Source organism: Streptomyces griseorubiginosus (assembly GCF_036345115.1).
GTDB lineage: Bacteria > Actinomycetota > Actinomycetes > Streptomycetales > Streptomycetaceae > Streptomyces > Streptomyces griseorubiginosus_C.
On record NZ_CP107766.1, the window covers coordinates 9,116,386 to 9,137,214 of the forward strand.

At 72.1% G+C, this 20,829-nt stretch carries 19 protein-coding genes and 1 pseudogene; 12 read left to right on the forward strand and 8 right to left on the reverse strand.

Annotated elements, in window-relative coordinates:
* Positions 1-67: 67 nt before the first annotated feature.
* The 3 genes from OHN19_RS41085 to OHN19_RS41095 all read left to right on the forward strand — a co-directional run bounded on the left by OHN19_RS41085 (position 68) and on the right by OHN19_RS41095 (position 2,091).
* Positions 68-262, forward strand: coding sequence for a ferredoxin (locus OHN19_RS41085; RefSeq protein WP_330269098.1), 195 nt, complete (start codon positions 68-70; stop codon positions 260-262).
* Positions 259-1,431: an NAD(P)/FAD-dependent oxidoreductase gene (locus OHN19_RS41090; RefSeq protein ID WP_330269099.1), complete on the forward strand. Its 1,173-nt coding sequence runs from the start codon at positions 259-261 to the stop codon at positions 1,429-1,431. The genes OHN19_RS41085 and OHN19_RS41090 overlap by 4 nt, the downstream gene beginning before the upstream one ends.
* Before the next feature lie 144 nt (positions 1,432-1,575).
* A complete protein-coding gene (locus tag OHN19_RS41095; protein ID WP_330269100.1) occupies positions 1,576-2,091 on the forward strand; it encodes a MarR family transcriptional regulator in 516 nt (171 codons plus the stop codon).
* A 69-nt stretch (positions 2,092-2,160) separates the two neighbouring features.
* Here the strand turns inward: OHN19_RS41095 and OHN19_RS41100 are convergent, their stop codons facing one another.
* Positions 2,161-3,348 (reverse strand): MFS transporter, encoded by a 1,188-nt coding sequence (locus tag OHN19_RS41100; protein WP_391197397.1) that lies wholly within the window; start codon positions 3,346-3,348, stop codon positions 2,161-2,163.
* A 27-nt stretch (positions 3,349-3,375) separates the two neighbouring features.
* Here OHN19_RS41100 and OHN19_RS41105 point away from each other — a divergent pair, with 27 nt between their 5' ends.
* From OHN19_RS41105 to OHN19_RS41120, 4 genes are all read left to right on the forward strand, one after another.
* On the forward strand, positions 3,376-4,125 hold the full coding sequence (locus tag OHN19_RS41105; protein ID WP_330269102.1) for a helix-turn-helix transcriptional regulator: 750 nt from the start codon (positions 3,376-3,378) through the stop codon (positions 4,123-4,125).
* A 71-nt stretch (positions 4,126-4,196) separates the two neighbouring features.
* Positions 4,197-4,577 carry a MauE/DoxX family redox-associated membrane protein gene (locus OHN19_RS41110; RefSeq protein ID WP_330269103.1) on the forward strand — a complete coding sequence of 127 codons (381 nt, stop codon included), beginning with the start codon at positions 4,197-4,199 and terminating at the stop codon, positions 4,575-4,577.
* The gene (locus OHN19_RS41115; protein ID WP_330269104.1) at positions 4,574-5,041 is read left to right on the forward strand and encodes a peroxiredoxin; all 468 of its coding nucleotides are present in this window, start codon (positions 4,574-4,576) and stop codon (positions 5,039-5,041) included. Before OHN19_RS41110 ends, OHN19_RS41115 begins: the two co-directional genes overlap by 4 nt.
* A gap of 64 nt (positions 5,042-5,105) precedes the next feature.
* Entirely contained in the window at positions 5,106-7,454 is a 2,349-nt protein-coding gene (locus tag OHN19_RS41120; protein WP_330269105.1) for a SpoIIE family protein phosphatase, read from the forward strand.
* A gap of 45 nt (positions 7,455-7,499) precedes the next feature.
* Here OHN19_RS41120 and OHN19_RS41125 read toward each other — a convergent pair whose 3' ends face one another.
* Positions 7,500-7,937 carry a cupin domain-containing protein gene (locus tag OHN19_RS41125; protein WP_330269106.1) on the reverse strand — a complete coding sequence of 146 codons (438 nt, stop codon included), beginning with the start codon at positions 7,935-7,937 and terminating at the stop codon, positions 7,500-7,502.
* Positions 7,938-8,072: 135 nt separating this feature from the next.
* Between OHN19_RS41125 and OHN19_RS41130 the strand changes: the two genes are divergently transcribed.
* Positions 8,073-8,456 carry a VOC family protein gene (locus OHN19_RS41130; protein ID WP_330269107.1) on the forward strand — a complete coding sequence of 128 codons (384 nt, stop codon included), beginning with the start codon at positions 8,073-8,075 and terminating at the stop codon, positions 8,454-8,456.
* Positions 8,457-8,460: 4 nt separating this feature from the next.
* On the opposite strand, the gene OHN19_RS41135 is transcribed toward OHN19_RS41130, so the two are convergent.
* Both OHN19_RS41135 and OHN19_RS41140 read right to left on the reverse strand, forming a co-directional pair.
* Positions 8,461-9,048 (reverse strand): DNA polymerase ligase N-terminal domain-containing protein, encoded by a 588-nt coding sequence (locus tag OHN19_RS41135; RefSeq protein WP_330269108.1) that lies wholly within the window; start codon positions 9,046-9,048, stop codon positions 8,461-8,463.
* 25 nt (positions 9,049-9,073) lie between these two features.
* Complete coding sequence (locus OHN19_RS41140) at positions 9,074-9,904, reverse strand: aldo/keto reductase (protein WP_330269109.1); 831 nt, start codon at positions 9,902-9,904, stop codon at positions 9,074-9,076.
* 95 nt (positions 9,905-9,999) lie between these two features.
* Here OHN19_RS41140 and OHN19_RS41145 point away from each other — a divergent pair, with 95 nt between their 5' ends.
* A complete protein-coding gene (locus OHN19_RS41145; protein ID WP_330269110.1) occupies positions 10,000-11,064 on the forward strand; it encodes a LacI family DNA-binding transcriptional regulator in 1,065 nt (354 codons plus the stop codon).
* Here the strand turns inward: OHN19_RS41145 and OHN19_RS41150 are convergent.
* The 4 genes from OHN19_RS41150 to OHN19_RS41165 are packed head-to-tail and all read right to left on the reverse strand — an operon-like array spanning position 11,027 to position 15,678.
* Complete coding sequence (locus tag OHN19_RS41150) at positions 11,027-12,442, reverse strand: glycoside hydrolase family 32 protein (protein ID WP_330269111.1); 1,416 nt, start codon at positions 12,440-12,442, stop codon at positions 11,027-11,029. The genes OHN19_RS41145 and OHN19_RS41150 overlap by 38 nt on opposite strands.
* Positions 12,439-13,293 carry a carbohydrate ABC transporter permease gene (locus OHN19_RS41155; RefSeq protein WP_123758622.1) on the reverse strand — a complete coding sequence of 285 codons (855 nt, stop codon included), beginning with the start codon at positions 13,291-13,293 and terminating at the stop codon, positions 12,439-12,441. The genes OHN19_RS41150 and OHN19_RS41155 overlap by 4 nt, the downstream gene beginning before the upstream one ends.
* A 16-nt stretch (positions 13,294-13,309) precedes the next feature.
* Positions 13,310-14,272: a sugar ABC transporter permease gene (locus tag OHN19_RS41160; protein ID WP_330269112.1), complete on the reverse strand. Its 963-nt coding sequence runs from the start codon at positions 14,270-14,272 to the stop codon at positions 13,310-13,312.
* Positions 14,269-15,678, reverse strand: coding sequence for an extracellular solute-binding protein (locus OHN19_RS41165; RefSeq protein WP_330269113.1), 1,410 nt, complete (start codon positions 15,676-15,678; stop codon positions 14,269-14,271). Before OHN19_RS41165 ends, OHN19_RS41160 begins: the two co-directional genes overlap by 4 nt.
* A gap of 161 nt (positions 15,679-15,839) precedes the next feature.
* On the opposite strand from OHN19_RS41165, the pseudogene OHN19_RS41170 reads away from it, so the two are divergent.
* From OHN19_RS41170 to OHN19_RS44055, 3 genes and pseudogenes are all read left to right on the forward strand, one after another.
* A pseudogene (locus OHN19_RS41170) lies at positions 15,840-17,379 on the forward strand (glycoside hydrolase family 32 protein).
* A gap of 92 nt (positions 17,380-17,471) precedes the next feature.
* Positions 17,472-17,927 carry a MarR family winged helix-turn-helix transcriptional regulator gene (locus OHN19_RS41175; protein WP_330269832.1) on the forward strand — a complete coding sequence of 152 codons (456 nt, stop codon included), beginning with the start codon at positions 17,472-17,474 and terminating at the stop codon, positions 17,925-17,927.
* A 344-nt stretch (positions 17,928-18,271) separates the two neighbouring features.
* Positions 18,272-20,812: an MFS transporter gene (locus OHN19_RS44055; protein ID WP_419249563.1), complete on the forward strand. Its 2,541-nt coding sequence runs from the start codon at positions 18,272-18,274 to the stop codon at positions 20,810-20,812.
* Positions 20,813-20,829 lie beyond the last annotated feature (17 nt).

The following is a 20,829-nucleotide window of genomic DNA, read 5'->3' on the forward strand; positions in this document are numbered from 1 at the left end:
CGCGCGAACCCGCGGACGAACCCGCGAACAAGCAACCAGAACAAGGCGATTGAGCAGGGGGAATCCCATGAAGGTGGAGCTGGAAGCCGACAAGTGCGTCGCCTCGGGGCAGTGCGTGGTCGCGGCCATGGAGGTCTTCGACCAGGACGACGACGGCATCGCGATCCTGCTGACCGACGAGGTCGGCCCCGAACTCGTCGACGGGGTACAGGAAGCGGCGGCGGTCTGTCCGGCCGCGGCGATCCGGCTGGTCCGCCCGTGAGGCGGATCGCCGTCGTCGGAGCCTCGGCCGCCGGACTGGCGGCGGCCGAGACACTGCGGCGTGAGGGCTACGACGGCACCCTCACCCTCGTCGGCGACGAGCCCGAACCGCCCTACGACCGGCCGCCGTTGTCCAAGCAGGTCCTGGCCGCGGAGTGGGAGCCCGACCGGCTCGCCCTGCGCACCCCCGCCGGCCTGGCCGCCCTCGACCTGGACCTGCGGCTCGGTGCCGCGGCGACGGGCCTCGACCTCGTCGACCGCGCGGTGCGGCTGGCGAACGGCTCCGAGGTGCCGTACGACGGACTGGTCATCGCCACCGGGGTCCGGCCGCGCCGCCTGCCCGGGGAGGGCGCGCATGTGCTGCGCACCCTCGGCGACGCGCTCACGCTCCGCGAGCGGTTGTCCCCGGGGCGGCGGCTGGTCGTGGTGGGCGCCGGTTTCCTGGGTGCGGAGGCGGCCGCGGTGGCCTGGCGTCTCGGTGCCGAGGTGACCGTCCTCGAGCCGGCCGCCGTACCGCTGGCCCACGCGGTCGGCGCGGACGTCGGGCGGATGCTGGCCCGGGCCCATGCCGAGCGGGGCGTCGACCTGCGCTGCGGCGTCATGGTCTCGGAGGTGACGGAGGAGGGGGTCCGGCTGGCGGGCGGCGAGGAGATCGAGGCGGACGAGGTGCTCGTGGCCGTCGGCTCGCTGCCCAACACCGAGTGGCTCGACGGCAGCGGGCTGGCGATCGGCGACGGGGTGCTCTGCGACGAGTACTGCGAGGCCGCCGAGAACGTGTACGCGGCCGGTGACGTGGCCCGCTGGTACAACCCGCTGTTCGGTACCTCGATGCGGATCGAGCACCGCACCAACGCGGCCGAGCAGGGCATGGCCGCCGCCCGCAACCTGCTCGCCGCCCGGGAGGCGCGCAAGGCGTTCGCGCCGGTGCCGTACTTCTGGTCCGACCAGTACGACATGAAGGTCCAGGCGTACGGCTACCTGCGCGGGCACGACGAAGTCGCCGTCGTGGAGGGTGACTTGGCGGAGCGCCGGTTCGTCGCCGCGTACCGGAGCGGGGACCGGGTCGGCGGCGCCCTCGCGGTGGGCATGGCTCCCAAGGCGATCCGGCAGTGGCGGCAGGCCATCGTGACCGGCGCTAGCTGGCACGAGGCCGTGCGGAGCGGGGTCTGAGTCCGGCGGGGGACGGCGGGGGACGGCGGGGCCGAGGGGTCCGGCGCCCCCCCGCTCGTGCCCCGGTCGTACCTCCGCCGTACCTCCACTCAACGCTCGCCGTAGATTACTTGAGTTACGCAACAAGATGGTAAACTGGCGTGCATGCCCTCACAGCCGCTCCCCGACACCCCCGCGTCCCCGGAAGTCATCGAGATCGAGCGGGCGCTCACCCGCGTCACCTACCTGAGCACCCGCGCCCGGCAGCACGACCGGCTGGTGTCCCTGGCCGAGGTGCCGCTGGACCGCGCCGCCGTGGCCCTGCTGCGGCAGGTCGCCGACACCGAGCCGATGCGTCCCGGGGAGCTGGCCAACCGGCTGGGCGTGGAGGCCTCCCACGTCACCCGGACCGTCCAGCAGCTCCAGAAGTCCGGCTACGTCACCCGTGTCCCCGACCCGGACGACCGGCGCGCCCAGCGCATCCAGCTCACCGAGACCGGGCAGCAGGCCATCGACCGCATCCGGGACGTCGGGGCCCGCGGCATGCAGCTGGCCCTGTCCGACTGGTCGCCCGAGGAGCTGCGGCAGCTGGCCGGTCTCTTCCACCGGATGGTCGACGACTTCCTGTCCTACTCCTTCGACGACGAGAGCGAGGAGCCGGCGCCGGCCGGGACCGCCTGAGTCTCTCCGCACGGGCAGTCCGGGGTCGCCAGGGTCTCGCCGCACCGGCAATCCGAGGCCGCCTGAGTCTCACCGCACCGGCAGCCGCGGGCGCGTGGCCGGTGTGGGCTCGGTGAGCCCCCTCAGCAGCAGTCCTCCCAGCGCGGGCAGTACCACCAGCGGGAGCAGTGCCGTCCGCAGTGAGGCGGCGTCGGCCAACGCCCCCAGTGCCGGCGCGGCCAGCCCCCCGACGCTCACCGTCAGTCCCAGCGTGACCCCGCTCGCCGTCCCCACCCGCCCGGGCAGGTAGTCCTGACCGAGGGTGACGTGCAGGGAGAACGGCACGTACAAGCCGGCTGAGGTCAGGGCCACGAAGACATACACGGTCGGGCCGGGGGCGAGCACCACGCCCGCCACCGCGAGCACGGTCAGCGCGTACGCCCCGCGCATCACCATGAGACGCCCGAACCGGTCGGCCAGCCGGCCCCCGGCGACCGTGCCCAGGGCACCGCCCGCGTACAACACGCACAGCGCCGCCGTACCGGCCACGTCCCCGCCCCCGGTGCGCTCGCGGACGTACGACGAGACGAACGCGCTCAGTCCGACGAACACCACCGACCGGCACACCACCGCGCCCGACAGCCGCAGGAACGACGGCCAGTCGGCACGCCCCGGGCCCGCGGCCCGAGGACGGTCGGCCGGGTCCGGCCGCGACCCGCGCACCGCGGCCGCGCACAGGGCCGCCCCCGCCACGGCCGGAACGGCCAGCAGGGGAGAGGCGTCCAGACCGCCCGTGGCGATCACGGCGGCGACCAGCAGCGGGGCCAGCGCGAAGCCGACGTTGCCGCCCAGCGCGAACCACCCCATCCCCCTGTTGCCCCCGGGGGCGAGCGCCCGCGCGGCCCTGGCCGCCTCCGGGTGGTACGCGGCGACCCCGATCCCGGACACGGCGACCACCGCCAGAGTGAGCGGATAGGAGCCCACCACCCCGCTCAGGGCCACCCCCGCCCCGGCGGTCAGCGCGCTCAGCGGCAGCAGCCACGGCATCGCCCACCGGTCCGTGAGCGCGCCGAAGAGCGGCTGGACGACCGACGACAACAAGGACGCCGCCAGGACGACACCCGACGCGGCGGCATAGGACAGGGCGCGCTCGGCGACGAAGAACGGCACCAGGGCGGCCACCGCCCCTTGGTACACGTCCACGCAGGCATGCCCCACGGACAGGAGCGTGAGGGATCGGTTCTCGGACACGGAACGAGCCTCGCGGCAGCGAGGCATGGCGCGCTTTCGATAATCTGCCATGTCATGACGGATATCCGCCACGCGCCGGTGGCGCCCACCCGCACCCAGCAGCTGACGGCCGGCGCATGCATCGACGCCCACCGGCACGACGACCACCAGATCGTCTACGCCGGTTCCGGAGTCCTCGAGGTCAGCACCGACGCGGGCACCTGGTTCGCGCCCGGCACCCGCGCCATCTGGGTCCCCGCGGGCACCGTCCACGCCCACCGCGCCCACGGCCGGCTCGACCTGCACCTGGTCGGACTGCCTGCCGCCGACAACCCGCTCGGTCTGGACGACCCGACCGTCCTCGCCGTGGGGCCGCTGCTGCGCGAACTGATCCTCGCCTACACCCGGGACCCCGACGACGACAGCCCCGAACGACACCGCCTCCTCGTCGTCCTGCGCGACCAGCTGCGCGCCTCCCCGCGGCAGCCCCTGCGGCTGCCCGCCCCCACTGATCCACGCCTCGCCGCGGTCTGCGCACTCGTCCATGCCGACCCCTCGGACCCCCGCACCCTGGCCGCGCTCGGCGCCGCCACCGGAGCCTCGGAACGCACCCTCAGCCGGCTCTTCCGCGACGAGTTCGGTATGACCTTCCCGCAGTGGCGCACCCAGTCACGGCTCTACCACGCCCTGCGCATGCTCGCCGACGACCTGCCCGTCACGGCCGTTGCCCACCGCTGCGGCTGGTCCTCCGCGAGCGCCTTCATCGACGTCTTCCGCCGTTCCCTCGGCTACACCCCGGGCACCCACAACCGCCGGTCCCCGTAGGGGCGCGGGCCGCCGTCGGGGGTGTTTGTACCGTCCAGTAATGTGCGCGGCAGCCCCCCGAAGGAGGAACCGTGTCACGGTCCCCACGTTCGCCCCTGCTGCTCGCCGGCCTGCTGGCCACCGCGGGCGTCGCCCACTTCGCCACCCCGCGTTCCTTCGACGCGACGATCCCGCGGGCCCTGCCCGGGGAGCCCCGCACCTGGACCTACGCGAGCGGCGTCCTGGAGCTCGCGCTCGCCGCGGGTCTTGCGCTGCCGAAGACCAGGCGTACCGCCGCGCTGGCCAGTGCCGCGTTCTTCGTCGGGGTCTTCCCCGCCAACGTCAAGATGGCCGTCGACTGGCGCCACCGCCCCGCACCGCAGAAGGCGGCGGCCCTCGGACGGCTGCCACTCCAGATACCGCTCGTGCTGTGGGCGCGCAGCGTCGCGAAGAACGAGGAGGGCCGGGCATGAGCAAGGCGATCGAGACCGGCGACACCGTCGAGGACTTCGAGCTCCCCGACGAGACCGGCACCCCCCGCAAACTCTCCGAGCTGCTCGCCGACGGCCCGGTCGTCCTCTTCTTCTACCCCGCCGCCCTGACCGCCGGCTGCACCGCGGAGGCATGCCACTTCCGCGACCTCGCCGCCGAGTTCGCCGCCGTCGGCGCCCAGCCGGTCGGCATCAGCGGCGACACCGTCGAACGCCAGCAGGAGTTCGCCGGGCAGCACACCCTCGGCATGCCCCTGCTCTCCGACACCGACGGCACCGTGCGCGAGCTGTTCGGCGTCAAGCGCGGCTTCTCCCTGGCCCCCACCAAGCGGGTCACCTTCGTCATCGCACAGAACCGCACGGTCCTGGACGTCGTCCGCAGCGAACTCCGCATGAACACCCACGCCGACCGCGCCCTCGAAGCCCTGCGCGCCCACCGGACGTGACGGACGGGGCCCGGTTGCCCCGTTTCGGTTGATGCGGTCCGACAAAGGGACCATCCTGGACGATATGGAGCACGTCTCCGCTACGGCGGTCACTGATGCCGCAGGTGTTGTGACGGGCTGGAGCGAGGGCGCCCGGCGGCTCACGGGACACACGGCCGAGGAGGTCGTGGGACGCGCGGCCCGGGAGCTGCTCGCCCAGGACCCGCCGGAACCGGCCGTGGCGGCGCTGAAGGGGACCGTCGTCCTGCGACACCGCGACGGTTCCCTCCGCACGCTCTTCGTGGAGGCGTGTCCCGTCCTGGGCACCGACGGCACCGCGACCGGATACGTCGTCACCGCCCGGCCCCCCGGCTCCGGCGAGCCGACCCTCGCGGGGCAGGCCTTCCAGCAGGCGGCCATGTCCATGTCGATCTTCGACACACGCCAGCACTACCTGCGCCTCAACGACGTGGCCTGCCGTGTGATGGGGGTGTCCGAAGAGGTCCTGCTGGGCCGCTTCTTCTCGGACACCGTCGAGGACGCCGAACACAGCCGGGGCTTCCTGGCCAACCTGCGCCAGGTCGCCGAGACGGGCAGGCCGGTCCGCTACGAGAGCTTCACCGGCGCGCCCGCCCTCAACCGGGAACACGCCTGGACCATCGAGATGTGGCCCGTCCGGGAGGACGGCACCGAAGAGGTGGCCGGCGTGGCCCTGGCCGCCTTCGACAGCAGCGACCAGTACTGGGCCCGCCAGCGGCTCGCCCTGCTCAACGAGGCGGCGGCCGCCATCGGCACCACCCTCGACGTGGTGCGCACCGCCGAGGAACTCGTCGAACTGCTCGCACCCCGCTACGCCGACTTCGTCAGCGTCGACCTCCTCGACTGGGTGCTCGGCGCCGACGAACCACCGACCGTGCTCGAAGGCGACATCGTCCTGCGACGCGTCGCCCACGGATCCGGCCACGAAGGCACCCCCGAGGCCGCCGTCCACCTCGGCGAGGCCGACGTCTACCCCTCCTTCTCACCGCCCGCGCGAGCCCTGCGGGAGGGCCGGGCGGCCCTCAGCCAGGCCGGCGAGCCCGCCTTCATGCGCTGGGTCGCCGAACGCAACGCCCGCGCCCCGGCCGGCCGCTCCTACCGCAAGGGCGTGCACTCCATGATCGCGGTGCCGCTCAAGGCCCGCGGCACCACCCTGGGTGTGGTGGTCGCGGTGCGCATCTCCCACCCCGACGACTTCGGCGAGGACGACGCCGTCCTCGGCGAGGAACTCGCCAGCCGGGCCGCCGTCTGCATCGACAACGCCCGCCGCTTCGCCCGCGAGCGCACCACCGCCCTGGCCCTGCAGAACAGCCTCCTGCCGCGCGGGCTGCCCGGACAGGCCGCCGTCGAGGTCGCCCACCGCTACCTGCCCTCCGGCTCACTGGCCGGCATCGGCGGCGACTGGTTCGACGTGATCCCGCTCTCCGGCAGCCGGGTCGCCCTCGTGGTCGGTGACGTCGTGGGCCACGGCATCCCGTCCTCGGCCACCATGGGCCGCCTGTGCACGGCCGTGCGCACCCTCGCCGACGTCGACCTGCCGCCCGACGAACTCCTCACCCACCTCGACGACCTGGTCACCCACCTCGCGTCGGACGACCGTGAGGACGACGCCGCCGAACTGGGCGCCACCTGCCTCTACGCCGTCTACGACCCGGTCTCGCGCCGCCTCACCGCGGCGGGCGCCGGCCATCCGCCGCCGGCCCTCGTCCTGCCCGACGGCACCGCACGGCTCGTCCCGCTGAGCGCGGGGCCCCCGCTCGGGGTCGGCGGACTGCCCTTCGAGGCCACGGAGATCGAACTGCCCGAGGGCGCCGTCGTCGCCCTCTACACCGACGGGCTGATCGAGGACCGGGACCGCGACGTCGACCACGCAACCGACGAACTGTGCCGCGCGCTGACGGCGCGGACCGACACCCTCGACGACCTGTGCGACACCGTCCTGAAGGCCGTACTGCCCGAAGAACCCGGCGACGACGTGGCCTTGCTGCTGGCCCGGACCCGGGCCCTCGGGGCCGACCGGGTCGCCACCTGGGACGTCGAGCCGGACCCGGCACACGTCGCCGCCACCCGGCAGGCCGCCACCGAGCAACTCGCCGCCTGGGGGATGGAGGAGGCCTCCTTCGTCACCGAACTCGTCGTCAGCGAACTGGTCACCAACGCCATCCGCTACGGCGAACCCCCCATCCAGCTACGGCTGATCAGGGACCGCACCCTCATCTGCGAGGTCTCCGACGGCAGTTCCACCTCACCGCACCTGCGGCGCGCCCACGCCTTCGACGAGGGCGGCCGCGGACTGCTCCTGGTCGCCCAGCTCACCCAGCGGTGGGGGAGCCGGCAGACCGGCAGCGGCAAGACGATCTGGGCCGAACAGTCGCTGGAACCGCTCGACTTCTGATCACCGGGTCCGCCGGGCTCACTGTGCTCACCGGGTTCACCGGGCTCACTGGAAGGAGCAGCCGGGGTTCGGCACGTCCTCCGAGTACGGCGAGCCGTGCGGGAGGACGTACAGCACCTCCAGGACGAGCGTGGTGGTCCCCTCGTTGCGGCCCAGGTGCACGTCGCCCGGGCCGCCCGGCTCCCGCACGACGGTGCCCTGCGGATAGACGCCGTCACTGGCGCAGTCGGCGTGGTAGTGGCTGAGGGTGCCCTGCTTGACGTACCCGTAGACCGGGCCGTCGTGGTAGTGCCAGCCGGTGGCCTGGCCGGGCGGCACGGTGATCTCTCTCAGGACGTAGTCGGTGTCGCCCACGGTCTTCTGGGCGATCAGCGTGCCGACCACTCCGGGTCCCGGCGGGGTCGCGTGGGCGGTGGTGCCGCCCGCCAGCACGGTGGCGGTGACGACCGCGCCGGTCAGGGCGGTACGGAGCGCGATGCGCATGGGGAAGGCCTCCTGGCTCGGATGCGGGAGCGACGAGGTGTCGCAGTGGCGTCGCTGTGAACATAGAGGCAGGGAAGGCGAGTTGGGGCCGAAAACCCGGATGACACCGGAGGTCGGCACGGCCAGCATGGAGGGATGGCGCGACTTCTCGACGTCGTCTTCGACTGTGCCCACCCGGCGAGCGTCGCACGCTTCTGGGCCGCCGCCCTGGACGACTACGCGGTGGCACCCTACGACGAGGCGGAACTGGCCCGGCTGCGCACTCTCGGCATCGACAGCACCGAGGACGACCCGACCGTGCTGGTCGAGCCGGCGAACGGCGGGCCCCGCCTGTGGTTCCAGCTCGTGCCGGAGGGCAAGCGGGGGAAGAACCGCGTCCACCTGGACCTGGTGGCCGTGGACCAGGAGGCGGAGATCCGGCGGCTGACCGCGCTCGGCGCGACCGTTCGCGCCCGGTACGAGGACCACGTCCTGCTGACCGATCCCGAGGACAACGAGTTCTGCCTCGTGACGGACTGAGGGCTCAGCGCTCCGCGTCGAGGACGGCGACCTGCGCGAGGGTGCGGCCCGTCCGTGCCGAGCGGGCCCGGTGCGGATCCGGCGTGCCGTGACCGCGGGTGGGCCCCTTGGCGGTCCGCACCAGCAGCCAGTTGTTCTCCCGGAACCGGGTGAGGGCGTACTCGCCGCGCAATTTCGTCCCGTGGAGGCGGAACGTGGCGTGCCCGCGCTCCAGGGACTCCGCGAAGTCGACGGGGTTCCCCTTGCGGTCGTGGCTGAGGGGCTCGTACGTGCCGTGGTCCCAGACGATCACGGTGCCGCCGCCGTACTCGCCCTCGGGGATCACGCCCTCGAACTCCTCGTACTCCAGCGGATGGTCCTCCGTCGGTACGGCGAGGCGCTTGTCCTTCGGGAGGTCGGAGGGGCCCTTCGGGACCGACCAGGACCTCAGCACGTCACCGACCTGGAGCCGGAAGTCGAAGTGCATCGTGCTCGCGTCGTGGATCTGCACGACGAACCGCGGCTCGCGGCCGACGGGCCCGTCCCGGCCCTCGGGCTCCCCGGTCCGACCGAAGTTCCGCTTGCCGTGGTAGTTCCGCAGACGCTCGTTCATGCTCCCCGAGTGCCCCTCCCGCGGTTCAGAACTCCTCGTGCACCTCCGGGTCCCCGCCGAGGCGCCGGTGCGCGCGGTCGGCGATCGCCGCCATCTCCGCCTCGGTCAGCTCGAAGCCGAAGACGTCGAGGTTCGCGCGCTGCCGGTCGCGGTCGCCGGACTTCGGGATCGGCAGGGCGCCGAGCTGGACGTGCCAGCGCAGGACCGCCTGACCGGGGGTGACCTCGTGCGCCCGGGCCACGGCGGTCACGGCCGGGTCGTCCAGCAGGTCCGAGCCCCGGCCCAGCGGGCTCCAGCTCTCGGTGACGACGCCCTTCTCGGCGTGGTAGGCGCGCAGCTCGTCCTGCGGGAAGAGGGGGTGCAGCTCGATCTGGTTGACGGACGGCAGGACCCCGGTCTCCTTCTCCAGACGCTCGATGTGGGCGACCGTGAAGTTGGAGACCCCGATCGACCGTACGAGACCGTCCTCACGGAGCTTGATCATGGCCCGCCACGAGTCGACGTACTTGTCGACGCGGGGGAGCGGCCAGTGGATCAGGAACAGGTCCACGTACGCCAGGCCCAGCCGGGCGCGGGACTCCTCGAAGGACGCCAGGGTCTCCTCGTAGCCGTGATGGCGGCCCGGGAGTTTCGTCGTCACGACGATCTCCTCGCGCGGGACGCCGCTGCCGGCCACGCCACGACCGACACCGGTCTCGTTGCGGTAGTTGGTCGCCGTGTCGACGAGCCGGTAGCCGCTCTCCAGGGCGGTGCCGACCGCCCGCTCCGCCTCGGCGTCGTCCATCGGCCAGGTGCCGAGTCCCACGGCCGGGACCGTCGTACCGTCGTTCAAGGTGTGCGTCGGGATGCTGATCACGTGCGGACCTTCCCTTGACTGTGTCGTCCCCCCAGCCTCACGGATAGGGTGAGCGGTGATCAACCTGACGGGCGGGGACGAGGACAGCGGACGGCATGGGAAGCACCGAGGAGCAGCGGCCGGCGGGATCCGCACGTGCCACGTCACGGGACGTCGCCCGGCTCGCCGGGGTGTCCCACACCGCCGTCTCCTTCGTCTTCAACGGCCGCGCCGAGGGCAACCTCTCGCCCGCCACCCAGGAACGCATCCGTGAGGCCGCCGCGGAGCTCGGCTACCGCCCCGACCCCGTCGCCCGCGGACTGCGCCGCCGCCGTACGGCGGTGATCGGCCTGGTCACCGACGAGATCGCCTCCTCGCCCTTCGCCGGACGGCTGCTGCGCGGGGCCATGGAGACGGCCTGGGGCAGCGACCACCTGGTCCTGACGGTCGACTCCGGCGGGGACCGTGCCAAGGAGGACGCCGCCGTCGCCGAACTCCTCGACCGGCGCGTGGACGGCATCATCTACGCGGCCATGTCGCTGCGCCGCGTCCGGGTCCCCGAGGGCCTGCACCGCACCCACTCCGTCCTCGCCAACTGCGTGCCCGACGACGGCTCCCTGCCGGCCGTCGTCCCCGCCGAACGAGCCGGCGGCCGTACGGCGGCCCGGCTGCTCCTCGACCAGGGGCACCGCAGGATCGCGCTCGTCGGGGGCCAGGACGACATCGCGTCGGTGGAGCGGCTGCGGGGCTTCAGGGACGCGCTGCGGGCGGAGGGGATCACCGTCCCGAAGGAGTGGATCGTGCGCACGGGCGGGGAGATCTCCAGCGGCCACGAGGGCGCCACCCGGCTCCTCGACGGCGTCTCCGCGGACCGGCGCCCCACCGGGATCTTCTGCTACAACGACCGGGTCGCGGCAGGCGCCCTGCACGCCGCGACCCGGCTCGGCCTCACCGTCCCCGACGACCTCTCCGTGGTCGGCTACGACGACCAGGAGCACATGGCCGCCTTCCTCACCCCGCCCCTCAGCTCGGTCGCGCTGCCGCACCGGGCGATGGGCGAGGCCGCCGCCCGGCTGCTCCTGGACGCCATCGACACCGGGAGGACGCCGCCCGCGACGGTACGGCGGCTCGCATGCCCGGTGATCAGCCGCTCGTCGGTGGGACCTGCTCCCATCCGGTGACCGCGGCGCCCTCGCCCGTGACCAGGAGTTCGCTCACGTCGTCGGGGCGCCGGTAGATCCGCTCGGTGACACTCGCGCGGTCGTCGACGAAGAGCTCGAACAGCGAGCCGTCGACGAGGAGCCGGACCGTGATGTCCCGGCCCCGGTCGCCGGGAGTGCCCACGGTGACGTCCCGGCCCCGGTTGCCGGGAGTGCCGACGGTGACCGGTCCCTGTCCGCCGGTGCGGGGCCAGCCGTCGCGGTCCAGGATCACGCTGCCGTCCTCCGGGTCCAGCACCACCGTCAGCTCCGCTCCCGACGCCGAGCGGGCCAGGGACACGGTGGTGCGGGAGCGGGCGGTGACCGTCAGGTCGTAGGCCCCGGGGAGCGGCGCCCGGACGCCGGGTTCCGTGACGAACGGCTCGGGGGCACGCAGGAGTTCGAGTTCGGGGGCCGGTGCCACGCGCAGCGCCCCGTCCGGGCCGACGTCGATGACCCGGGGCGCGGTGAGGACCCCCGCCCACCCGGCCCGGTCCACCTCGTCCTGCCCGCGCGCCTCCCAGGACCAGCCCCAGAGCAGGGCCCGGCCGGGTTCCTGGAGGAGGGTGGCGGCGTAGAGGTCGCGGCCGTGGTCGAGCCGGCCGCCGCCGCGTGCCGCGAACCGACCGGCATCGACCCGGCCCGTCAGATACGCGGTGGCGCACGGGGCCCCGTCCCAGAGGGACACCACCAGCACCCAGTCCCCGCCGGGAGTCCCGTACAGCGCCGGGCACTCCCAGCCGGTCGCCCTGTCGCCGAACACCTCGGCGGCGACCGGGTCCCGGCCGTCGAGGAAGACGCCGGCGAACCGCCAGTCGAGCAGGTCCTCGCAGTCGTACAGCAGGACCGACGGCGTCCCGTCGGCGTGGCCCGCTCCGACCAGGGCCCAGCGCCGTCCCTCGGCACGGAAGACGAACGGGTCGCGGAACATCACCACGTCGAGGCCGGGAGGCGGGCCTGCGACCACCGGGGTGGGCAGCGGCTTCCAGTCGGTCAGGGTCTCGTCGTCCGGGACGACCGCCCGGGCCAGGCAGATCGTGCCGAGACCGGTGTGCCGGTGGTCGACGCCGGTGTACACGGCGGTGGGCACGCCGTCGTCGTCGACCACGCACCCCGACCAGCAGCCCGCCTCGTCCGGGCCGCCGGGCGTCGGGGTGAGGGCGATCGGATGGTGTTCCCAGTGGACGAGGTCGGGGCTGGAGACATGACCCCAGTGGACGTTCGTGTGCACGGGTGCCTGCGGGTTGTGCTGGTAGAAGAGGTGGTGGCGGCCACGCCAACGGAACGGCCCGTTCGGGTCGTTGGCCCAGTGGGCGGGCGGACGGACCCGGAAGCGGGGGGCGTTGGGGTCGTGCGTCAACGGTTGACTCCTGCGGAGGTGATGCCCTCGCGGAGAGGACGCTGGCCGACGAGGAACACGGCGACGGCGGGGATCATCGAGAGCACGACCCCGGCGAGGACCACCGAGATGGAGCCGGTGCCGAGGTTGCCCTGGAGGGAGACCAGGCCGAGGGGGAGGGTGTAGTTCTGGCCGGAGGTCTCCAGGATCAGTGGCCGGAAGAACTCGTTCCAGTGGTAGTTGAAGGCGAGGACACCGACGATCGCGAGGCCGGGCGTGGCCAGTGGCGCGTACACCGACCGGAAGGTCCGCCAGGGCCCCGCGCCGTCCAGCATGGCCGCCTCGCCCAGGTCCTTGGGCATGCCCAGGAAGTACTGGCGCATCAGGAAGGTGCCGAAGGCGGTCGGGAAGGCCGGGATGATCAGGCCGAGCAGGGTGTCGGTCAGGTGCATGGACTTGAGCACCAGGAACACGGGCACGATCGTGACCTGCAAGGGCACCATCATGGTCGCGAGGACCAGCCCGAACAGGGGCTTCTTGAAGCGGAATTCGAGGCGGGCGAAGGCGTAACCGGCCAGCCCCGCGGTGATCATCTGGCCGACCGCGATCAGGGCGGTCACCAGCGTCGAGTTCAGCGCCAGCAGCCACACGTCGATCTGGTCGAAGACCCCGCGGTACGACTCCACGGTCGGGTTCGTCGGGATGATCTTCGGTGGCAGGTCGAAGGACTCGGCCGGGGTGCGCAGGGAGGTGGAGACCGTCCAGATGACCGGGCCCAGGGTCAGCAGGGCGCACAGCGTCAGTCCGGCGATCCGCGCCCAGGGGGCGAGGGTGTGCCGGGTACGGCTCATCGTCAACGTCGCTTGGCTCATGGGGACTTCACCCGGCTCACTGGTAGTGGACGAAACGCCGGCTGAGCCGGAACTGGAGGGCGGTGACCGCCATGATCAGCACGAACAGCAGCACGCCCACCGCGGACGCCTCACCGAAGCGCAGCTGCTCGAACGCCGACTCGTAGATCACCATCACGACGGTGCGGGTGGAGTCGCCGGGCCCGCCGTCGGTCAGCACGTACGGCTGCTCGAAGACCTGGAGCGCGTTGATGACCCCGACGACGGTGGCCACCAGCAGGGTCGGTGACAGCAGTGGCAGCGTCACGTGCAGGTGCTTGCGCAGCCCGGTCGCCCCGTCGAGGGAGGCCGCCTCGTGGATCTCCTTGGGGATGTTGTTCAGCCCGCCCACGAACAGCAGGAACGAGAAGCCGAACTGCTGCCAGACATAGACCAGGATCACCGCGGCCATCGCCGAGTTCTCCGACGTCAGCCAGGGCACCGGGGCGATCCCGATGAGCCCGAGCGCCCAGTTCACGACCCCGAAGTCCTGGTTGAACAGGTACTTCATCACCACCGAGATCGACGCCGCCGACAGCACCAGCGGGAAGAAGAACGCCGAGCGGAACACCGACCGCAGCCACACCGGCATCCGCCCGTTCACCGCGAGCGCCAGGGTCAGGGCGACCAGCAGCTGGAGCGCGACCGCGAGCACCATGAAGACGAGCGTGTTGCGGAAGGAGACCAGGACGGTCGAATCGGTGAAGACCTCACGGTAGTTGGCGGCCCCGGCCCAGCTCGGGGAGTCGATGACGTTCCAGTGGAACAGGCTCAGCACGATCGAGCCGACGATCGGCACCACCGTGAAGACCACAATGCCGACGACGGTCGGCGCGAGGAACAGCGTGGCCAGCAGCCGGGTGCCGCGGTCACGGGCCGAGGGCGGCGCGGTGCCGGCGCCGGTGGCGGGTGCGGGGGCGGGCCGTGACGGTCGTACGGCGGGAATCTCGGTGTTCGTCATACCTCACGCTCCATGGCCTTCTCCAGATCGCTCTGCATCCGGCGCAGCGCGGGGCCCACCGAGCGGCGCGAGGACAGCGCGGTCCCGGTGTGCTTCAGCAGCACCTGTTCGACCTCGGCGACCTGCGGCGGCGCCGGGATCGGGCCGGTGTCGGGGAACTTGTCGAGGGTGTCGTAGAAGACCTGCCAGTGCCGGGGACCCATCTCCCGGTAGCGGTCCGCGGTCAGCATCGAACGGCGGGCAGGGGTCGTCTGGTTGGTCTCGAACAGCCGCATGAGGGTGTCCCTGCGGGCGGCGAACTTGATGAACTCCCAGGCCTCGTCCTGCATCTTCGAAGTGCGCAGGAGCGCGTAGCCGGCCGCGCCGAACTGCATGCGCTGGGTGCGCCAGCGGGGGAAGTACTGCACGTCGAAGCTGCCGGGCCGCATGCCCGCGAGATGCAGACCGCCCGCCCAGAAGCCGCCCGCCGGAGTCACCCCGACCCGGCCGGTGGAGAACACCCCGATGAGGTTCTGGCCGTTGCCTCCCTCGGGGCGGGTGCACAGGTCCTCCTGGATGAGGGAGGCGAGATAGTCGTACGACTCCTCGACCCGCGCGTCCGTGGCCTGCGGGGTCGTCCACCGGAAGCCGCCCCCGCGGCCCCGGCGCTCGGCGCTCGGGTAGAAGCCGTCCCACAGCCAGGCGCCGCCCGGGGCCTTGGACTCGGCGAGCAGGTTGGTGCCGTTGGCGAAGAGCCAGGGGACCACTCCGCCCCACAGGCGGTTGGTCCAGAAGTAGGGCGTGAACTGCGAGCCGCTCGACTTCTTCATGTCCCGCAGCAGTTCGGTGAAGTCGTCGCGGGTCCAGTCGGCCGCCGGGAAGCCCGCCCCCGCCCGCTTGAGCACCTGGCTGTTGAGGTACATGTCGGCCGCGTTGAACTCGACCGGCAGCTGGTAGAGGCTGCCCTCGTACATCATCGACTCCACCAGCGAGGGGTGGACGTCGGCGAAGTACTCGCGCAGTTCGGCCGCGTCCCGCTGCACCCACTTGTCGAGGGCGACGCCCAGGCGCTGGGCGAACAGCTGGACGCCCTCGGTGGCGACGTAGACGAGATCGGGGGCGGTGCCCGCCGCGATCTGGGTGAGGATCTTCGCGAAGAAGTCCGACCAGTCCGTGGCCTGCACGGCGTTGATCCGCAGCTTGATGTCGGGGTGGACCTTCTTGAAGCCCTCGGTGAGCGTGCGGATCGCCTCCGGACCGTAGGCGGGACCGAGGGTGGCGACGACGAGGGAGCCGTCGTCGCGGCCGGGAATGTCGGCTCCGGTGAGCCGGTCCCAGCTCGCGGCGGTGCCGGCGAGCGCGGCGGCGCCCGCGCCGTAGGCGCCGTACCGCAACAAGGTGCGACGGGTGACGTGCGAGTCGGTCATCCAAGGGCCTAACTCGTGTTAGCCAGATTCTGATGCCCCAGATGATGGGAAGCGGCTCAGCGCCCTGTCAAGGCCCGCGCACCCTTGACCTTTAACGAGTTAGGTCCCACAGTCCTGATCCACATGAGCCGCCGTTTCGTCAGCGAGAGGAACGATGTGTGATGCGTGGGATCTCCAGGAGAGCCCTGTTCGCGGGATCGGCCGCGGGGGCGACGGCCGCGTTGCTGCCCGTGGGGGCCGGCCGCGGCGAAGCCCAAGTCGGCCGCCGGGTGCGCGAGTTACCGTGCCGAGTACCACTTCACGGTCCCCGACCAGTGGAAGAACGACCCGCAGCGACCGGTGTGGATCGACGGCGAGTACCACTACTACTACCTCTACAACGCCGACTGGACAGCTGGTGCCGTCGGTACCGCCTGGCGCCTCGCCACCAGCTCCGACCTGGTCTCCTTCACGGACCGGGGCGTGGCGGTACCCAAGAACACGACGGCGAACGGGGACGTCTGGTCGGGCTCCGCGGTCGTCGACACCGGCAACACCGCGGGCTTCGGGGCCGGCGCCGTCGTCGTCCTCGCCACGATGTCCCCGCACGACGGGGACGCCGACCAGGCGCAGTACCTGTACTGGTCGACCGACAGCGGCCGCACCTTCACCAACTACGGGACCGATCCCGTCCTGGCGAACCCCGGTGGACGCGACTTCCGGGACCCCAAGGTGATCCGCGACGAGGAGCGCGGACGGTGGGTGATGGCGCTCGCCGAGAACAACAAGGTCGGGTTCTACCACTCGCCCGACCTGAAGTCCTGGACGTACGTCAGCGGCTTCATCAAGGACGGGATCGGGGTGCTGGAGTGCCCCGACCTGTTCCGGATCACGGCCGCGGACGGCACGCGCAAGTGGGTGCTGGGCGTGAGTGCGAACGGGAAGGGCTCCGGGCTGCCGAACACGTACGCGTACTGGACCGGCTCCTTCGACGGTACGACCTTCACGGCGGACGCCTCCGACCCGCAGTGGCTGGACCACGGCTGGGACTGGTACGGGGCCGTCACCTTCGAGAAGCGGTCCCCGGGCGGGGTGGTGGACGAGGCGAAGCGGTACGCGATCGGGTGGCTCAACAACTGGGACTACGCGAACATCACACCGACGATCGACTGCGACGGGTTCAACGGCACCGACTCGATCGTCCGCGAGGTCTCGCTGAAGCGGGACGCGTCCGGGGTGTACTACCTGGCCTCACAGCCGGTGGCCGCGCTGTCCGACCACGTGTCCCGGACGGTGGACCTCGGCGACCTCGAGGTCACCGGCACTCGCGTCCTGGACTACACGGGCATCGCCTACGAGTTGAGCTGTGCGATCAGCTGGGATCAACTCCGGGGTGCGGGCGTGCAGTTGCGCCGTTCCCCGGACGGGAGCCGGCACATCGACGCCGGTGTCTACGGCGACTACGCCTTCCTCAACCGGCGCGGCACGGTGAACCCGGACGCGACCGGCCGGTGGCAGGAGAGCCACAGCCCCTTCTCGGGGGACCGGGTGCGGCTGCGGATCCTCGTGGACCGGACCTCGGTGGAGATGTTCGTCGACGACGGGCGGTACGTGCACTCCTCGGAGGTGTTCCCCTACCTGATCGACGCCGGGGTCGCGTTGTTCTCGATCGACGGTACGGCGGTGTTCGAGGACGTGGTGATACGGGAGTTCGCGGTCTGAGGCGGGCCGCCAGGGGCACTGGGGGGTGATCCTTACCGGTTTTTAATAGGCTGCCTATATAGGTCGGTGATACAAATGGGGCTGTGGACGAGATGGAGCCCGAGGAGATCGCCGGGGCGCTGGCCGAGGTCGCGGGGGTCGTGATCCGCAGTCTCGCGGACCGCAGGGGCATGAGCTTCACCACCGCCTCCACGCTGGGCCGGCTGGAGCGGGAAGGCCCCGCCCGGCTGACCGCGCTGGCGGCGGCGGAAGGGGTCGCGCAGCCGTCGATGACCCAGCTCGTGCAGCGGCTCGAGAACCAGGGCCTGGCGGTGCGGGTGAGTGATCCCGGCGACGGCCGGGTCACGCTCGTGGCCCTGACCGACGCAGGTCGGGAGGTGCTCGCCGAGCGCAGAAAGGAACGGAACGCCCGGCTGGCCCGCCTGCTGGCCACCCTCTCGGAGGAGGAACGGCGGGAACTGGGATCCGCGATGCGGACGGTCGCGCCTCTGGTACGTCGACTTGTCGATGAACCGGCTCTCGCGGATGCCGGGGGCGACGAGGCCTGAGCGTCACGGGACTCCGGTCGGCGGCGTGGGTTGAGCCTGGGTCGGTGTGACCGTGCCTGGGTCGGCGTCACCTGTGCCTGGGCCGGCGTCACTCCTGCCCGGGACGGAGTCGCCCGTGCCCGCGCCGGGGAGCGTGCGCCGGCGGGCGGTCCCGCGCTCGGCCGTCTCGTGATCGGCCTGTCGAGAACACCGTCGGTCGCTCCACGGGCTCCGGCAGAGAACAGCAGAGAGGGCAGTCAGTCATGGCCACCGACGAAACGATCCAGCACACCGCCGACACGGGACCCGTCCGGCATCGGGGACGCAGCGCGTGAACAGGCGTCGAGCATCCCCGCTACAAGTGGGTGGCCCTGACCAACACCACGCTCGGCATCCTGCTCGCCACCATCAACAGCTCGATCGTGCTGATCTCCCTGCCGGGCATCTTCACCGGCATCCGCCTCGATCCGCTCCAGCCGGCCAACGTCAGCTATCTGCTGTGGATGCTGATGGGCTACATGCTCGTCACGGCCGTGCTGGTGGTCGCCCTGGGCCGGCTCGGCGACATGTGGGGCCGGGTCCGCATCTACAACTCGGGGTTCCTCATCTTCACCCTGACCTCGGTCGTCCTGTCCCTGGACCCGTTCCACGGCGGCAGCGGGGCGCTGTGGCTGATCGGCTGGCGGATCGTGCAGGCCGTCGGCGGCGCCATGCTGATGGCCAACTCGGCCGCCATCCTCACCGACGCCTTCCCCGCCCGGCAGCGGGGCATGGCCCTGGGCGTCAACATGGTCGCCGGTATCGCCGGGTCCTTCCTCGGCCTGGTGCTGGGCGGGGCCCTGGTGACGTGGAACTGGCGCTCGGTGTTCTGGGTCAACGTGCCGATCGGGCTGCTCGGGACGGTGTGGGCGTACAAGTCCCTGCACGAGACCGGCGTGCGCACCCCGGGCCGCATGGACTGGTGGGGCAACCTCACCTTCGCCGTCGGCCTGACCGCGCTGCTGGCGGGCATCACCTACGGCATCCAGCCCTACGGCGGCCACACCATGGGCTGGACCAACCCCTGGGTGCTCGCCGGGCTGATCGGCGGGGTGGCCGTACTCGTCGCCTTCTGCGTGATCGAGGCGAGGGTGGCCGAACCCATGTTCCCGCTGCGGCTGTTCCGGAACACCGCGTTCGCGGGCGGCAACGCGGCCGCTCTGCTGGGGGCCGTCGCGCGCGGCGGACTCCAGTTCATGCTCATCATCTGGCTCCAGGGCATCTGGCTACCGCTGCACGGCTACGACTACGCCGACACCCCGCTGTGGGCCGGCATCTACATGCTTCCGCTGACCGTCGGCTTCCTGGTCGCCGGGCCGGTGTCGGGATACCTGTCCGACAAGTACGGGGCCCGGTTGTTCGCCGCCGCCGGGTTCGCGGTGATGGCGGGCTCCTTCGGTGGACTGCTCGCCCTGCCCACCGACTTCGACTACTGGGTCTTCGCGCTGCTGATCTTCCTCAACGGACTCGGCGGGGGCCTGTTCGCCGCGCCCAACACCTCGATCATCATGTCGAGCGTGCCGGCCGAGGCCCGCGGCGCCGCCTCCGGTATGCGCGCCACCTTCCAGAACGCCGGCATGGTGCTCTCCATGGGCGTCTTCTTCTCGCTCATGGTGGCCGGTCTGTCCGGCTCCCTGCCGCAGACGCTGTCCTCCGGGCTGACCGCCCAGGGCGTCCCCACCCAGGCCGCGCACGCGGTCGCCGGGCTCCCGCCCGTCGGCGTGCTGTTCGCCGCGTTCCTCGGCTACAACCCGATCCAGCACCTGCTCGGCAGCAGCATTCTCGACCACCTCCCGGCGGCCAACGCGGCGAGGCTGACGGGGCAGGAGTTCTTCCCCCACCTGATCTCGCACCCCTTCCACGACGGCCTCGTTGTGGTGTTCTCCCTGGCCATCGCGATGTCACTGGCGGCCGCGGCGGCTTCCCTGATCCGGGGCCGCGTCGCGGTGGGACCCGCCGTGGTGGGGGCCGTGCCGGTGGCAGCCGTCGCGGGGGCGCCGGTAGCGGCGGAGCCCGTCTCCACGGCGGGCGGTGTCGCGGGTGCGGCCAACCCTACGGACGCGGGCGGCACGTCCGGGCTCGTCTGCCGTGTCCAGAACTCTTTTGGGCGACCCGTCGCCGGTGCCGCGCTCACCCTGATCGACCGGAGCGGCCGCCTGACGGCCCGGGCTCGCACCCGGGAGGACGGCTCCGGCACGATGCCCCGGCCCCACCCGGGGGCCTACACCCTGGTCGTGGCCGCCGAAGGACACCGGCCCCAGGCCACGAACCTCATGGTCGGCGACGGGCCGGCGTCCTGCACGGTGACACTGCCGGGCGACGCCGTCGCGCCGGGTACGGCGGGTACGGCGGGTACGGCGAGCGTGCACGGTGTCGTGTGCGACGCGGAGGGCACGCCGCTGGCCGGGGCGACCGTCCTGATCCTCGATCCGGCGGGTGACGTCGTCGCCCGCAGCACCTCGGGAGCGGGCGGCGACTACGCCCTCTCCGGCCTGCGCCCGGGGCAGTTCACCCTCCAGGTCAGCGCGCCAGGACGCCGTCCGGCGGCCGTACCGGTCGAGGTCGAGGCGAGCGGCGGCGCCCGCCACGACCTGACACTGCACCCCGCGGGCGCCCTCACCGGGACGGTCCGTCAGGGCCGCACCGGCCGACCCCTCGCCGACGCCCGCGTCACCCTGCTGAACGCCGACGGCGTCCCCGTGGCCTCGTTCGTCACCACCGACGACGGCACCTACACACTCACCGACCTCGCACCCGGCGCCTACACACTCGTGGCCGCCGGCTACCCGCCTGTGGCGTCCAGGCTCACCCTCGGCCACGCCGACGCCGCGACCCTCGACCTGGACCTCGCGCAGCCCGCGGAGTGACCCTGGGACACCCCTCA